Source organism: Phenylobacterium sp. (assembly GCF_030654915.1).
Lineage (GTDB): Bacteria > Pseudomonadota > Alphaproteobacteria > Caulobacterales > Caulobacteraceae > Phenylobacterium.
This window is the reverse complement of sequence record NZ_JAURWM010000138.1, coordinates 1-3,297: the sequence shown is the minus strand read 5'-3', so window position 1 is coordinate 3,297 and position 3,297 is coordinate 1. Positions and strand designations below refer to the sequence as shown.

The window sequence follows — 3,297 nt, the reverse complement described above, 5'->3', positions numbered from 1 at the left end:
TCCATCTGCGAGGCGATCATCCGCTTCCAGATCAGCTCATAGAGCCGGCCAAGGTCGCTCTCCAGGCGCAGCGAGCCGGGATTGCGGGCCAGGCCGGTCGGCCGGATGGCTTCGTGGGCCTCCTGGGCGTTCTTGGCCTTGGTCTTGTAGATCCGAGGGGCCTCGGGGACATATTCCTTGCCATAGACGCCGGCGATAACCTGACGCGCCTCATCGATGGCCTCGGGCGCGACCTGCACGCCGTCGGTACGCATATAGGTGATCAGACCGACGGTCTCGCCGCCGATGTCGATGCCTTCGTACAGCTTCTGGGCCGCCTGCATCGTGCGCTGGGCCGAGAAGCCGAGCTTGCGCGAGGCTTCCTGCTGCAGGGTCGAGGTGGTGAAGGGCGGGGCGGGCGAGCGCCGGCCGGGCTTCTTCTCGACCGCGGCGATCGTGAAGCTGGCGGCCTTCACCGCGGCCTGGGCGGCGTGGGCCGAGCCCTCGTTCCCCAGGTCGAACTTGGTCAGGCGCTTGCCGTCATGCTTGACCATGCGGGCCAGGAAGGGATCGCCGCCGGCCGAGACGTCGGCCTCGACGGTCCAGTATTCCTGGGTCTTGAACTTCTCGATCTCGATCTCGCGATCGACGACCAGGCGCAGGGCGACCGACTGCACGCGGCCCGCCGAGCGCGAGCCCGGCAGCTTGCGCCACAGCACCGGCGAGAGGGTGAAGCCGACCAGATAGTCCAGGGCCCGGCGCGCCAGATAGGCGTCGACCAGCTCCATGTCGATGTCCCGGGGATTCTTCATCGCCTCGGTGACGGCCGACTTGGTGATGGCGTTGAACACCACCCGCTCGATCTTCTTGTCCTTCAGGACCTTCTTCTTCTGCAGCACCTCCAGGACGTGCCAGGAGATCGCTTCCCCTTCACGGTCGGGGTCGGTGGCCAGAATGATGCGGTCGGACTTCTTGGCGGCTTCGGCGATGTCGCTGAGACGCTTGGCGGACTTGGCGTCCACGTCCCAGCTCATGGCGAAGTCCTCATCGGGCCTCACCGAACCATCCTTGGCCGGCAGATCGCGCACATGGCCGTACGAGGCCAGGACCGTATAGTCCGAGCCGAGGTACTTATTGATGGTCTTAGCCTTAGCCGGGCTTTCGACGACGACGAGGTTCATGGGCGCTCTATATAGGGGCGTCCCGGGCAGGAGGCCCGAAATTCAAGGGCGCGAAAAGTGAGGGAGGCGCCTAGGCTGTGTCAACCAGCCGGAGGATTTAGGCAAGGCGCTCGTTTTAATGGGCGTCTCGTCTCCAGCGCCGGGGCTCTTTAGAGCCCCGCGACTAAACCGCCCGGCGCCAATTCTGCGCGGCCCGCCAGCGTCAACTCGACCAGGGCGGCGAAAACCACCGGAGCGGGCGCCCCGGCGGCCCTGACCAACTCATCGCGAGAGACCGGGGTGGGCGACAGCAGCGCCGCGACGCGTTCGCGCACGGCGTCGACCTCGGTGTCTGGAATGGGCGGCGGGACGAAGGGGTGCTCGCGTTCGCGCAAACCGCCAAAGCCCTCCAGCGCGCGCAGCACGTCGTCCACGCCTTCGCATAGCGCCGCGCCCTGGCGGATCAGGTCGTTGGTTCCCCGCGCGCGCGGATCGAGCGGCGAGCCGGGAACGGCCAGGACCTCGCGGCCCTGCTCGGCGGCGAGGCGGGCGGTGATCAGCGAGCCGGAGCGCAGCTCGGCCTCGACCACCACCACCGCCCGCGACAGGCCCGAGATGATGCGGTTGCGGCGGGGGAAGTCCTTGGCCGTCGCCGTGCGCCCTGGGGCGTTTTCCGAAACAATACAGCCGCTCGCGACGATGCGCTCATAGAGGTCGCGGTGCTCGCGGGGATAGATGTCGTCGACGCCGCCGCCCAGGACGGCGATGGTACCGGTCGCCAGCGCGCCCTCATGCGCCGCCCCGTCGACGCCGCGCGCCAGGCCCGAGACGACGACATATCCGGCCGCGCCAAGATCGACCGCCAGGCCGCGCGCGAACCGCTGCCCTCCGGCCGAGGCGACCCGCGCCCCGACGACCGCGACGCTCGGACGGCTCAGCAGAGAAGTGTCGCCAAGCGCCCAGATCACCGGCGGCGGCGGATCGAGCGCGGCCAACGGGCCTGGAAAGTCGGCCTCGCAGGACGCGATCAGCCGGCCGCCCAGCGCCGCCCCGGCCTCAAGCTCGCGGGTGATCTCGCCTGGCGGCGGCACGCCCAGCGGCGAAACCCGCCCGCCGCGCCGCGCCAGGTCGGGCAGGGCGGCGAGCGCGATGGAGGCCTCGCCGTAGCGGTCGATGAGCTGAGCGAAGGTGACCGGGCCGACGTTCTCGGTCCGCGCCAGCCGTAGCCAGTCGCGGCGTCCCGCCTCCGTGAGCGTGCGGATCACGCAGGGTCTTTTTTCTTGCCCGTACCGCTGCGGGGCTCCTCGCCCTTCAGCAGCCGGCCGATATTGTCCTTGTGGCGGATGAAGATCAGCACCGCCATGAACAGCGCCATGGCCGCGATGGGGTAGGGGCGGTCGAACACGAACAGCGCCAGGATCGGCGCCAGGGCCGCGGCGGTCAGGCCCGCCAGCGACGACAGCCGGAAAGCAAAGAACATGGCGATCCAGATCGCCCCCGCCGCCATGCCCACCGGCCAGGCGGCGGCCAGCAGGGTGCCGAAGAAGGTCGCCACGCCCTTGCCGCCCTTGAAGCCCAGCCAGACCGGGAACAGATGGCCCAGGAACGCCGAGCCGCCGGCCAGGGCCGTCAACTGCGCCTGAGCCTGCGATCCGGCGTTGCGGGTCAGCAGCCAGGCGATGAACACCGCCACCGCGCCCTTGCCGCCGTCGCCGAGCAGGGTGATCAGCGCCAAGTCCTTGCGGCCGGTGCGCAGGACATTGGTCGCGCCGATATTGCCCGAACCGATGGAGCGGATGTCCCCCTGGCCGCCCAGCTTGGCGGCGATCAGGCCAAAGGGGATCGAGCCCAGCAGATAGCCGCCGATCACGGCGGCGGCGATCAGCATGGGGCTGAGTGAATCAAACATCGACGTTCCCTCTCGTTGGCGCAGTGGTAGCCGCGCTCGCGCGCGCCGTCATCCGCCCAGCGTCAAGGCCAAGCTTCTAGAGAAGGTGAGTGTTCGTCAATTGTTCTTGATGTCGTTGACGGCCTCCGCATAGGTGTCGGGCCAACTTAAGAGTGGCCCAATCCCAGGCTAAGGCTGACGAAGATGCGGACGGCTCGCAAGACGGTGCGCTGACGGCCCGAGAACGCCGCCAGCTGGCGATGCGCCTAG

At 68.7% G+C, this 3,297-nt stretch carries 3 protein-coding genes; all 3 read right to left on the bottom strand.

From position 1 onward, the window contains the following. The coding region (topA, locus tag Q7T84_RS07190; protein WP_304807177.1) for a type I DNA topoisomerase at positions 1–1,160 on the bottom strand (1,160 nt) is incomplete at its 3' end. Between the two features lie 149 nt (positions 1,161–1,309). Next, positions 1,310–2,404, bottom strand: coding sequence for a DNA-processing protein DprA (gene dprA, locus Q7T84_RS07185; RefSeq protein ID WP_304807174.1), 1,095 nt, complete (start codon positions 2,402–2,404; stop codon positions 1,310–1,312). Further along, positions 2,401–3,048, bottom strand: coding sequence for a glycerol-3-phosphate 1-O-acyltransferase PlsY (plsY, locus tag Q7T84_RS07180; protein ID WP_304807172.1), 648 nt, complete (start codon positions 3,046–3,048; stop codon positions 2,401–2,403). The genes dprA and plsY overlap by 4 nt, the downstream gene beginning before the upstream one ends. Positions 3,049–3,297: the final 249 nt, after the last annotated feature.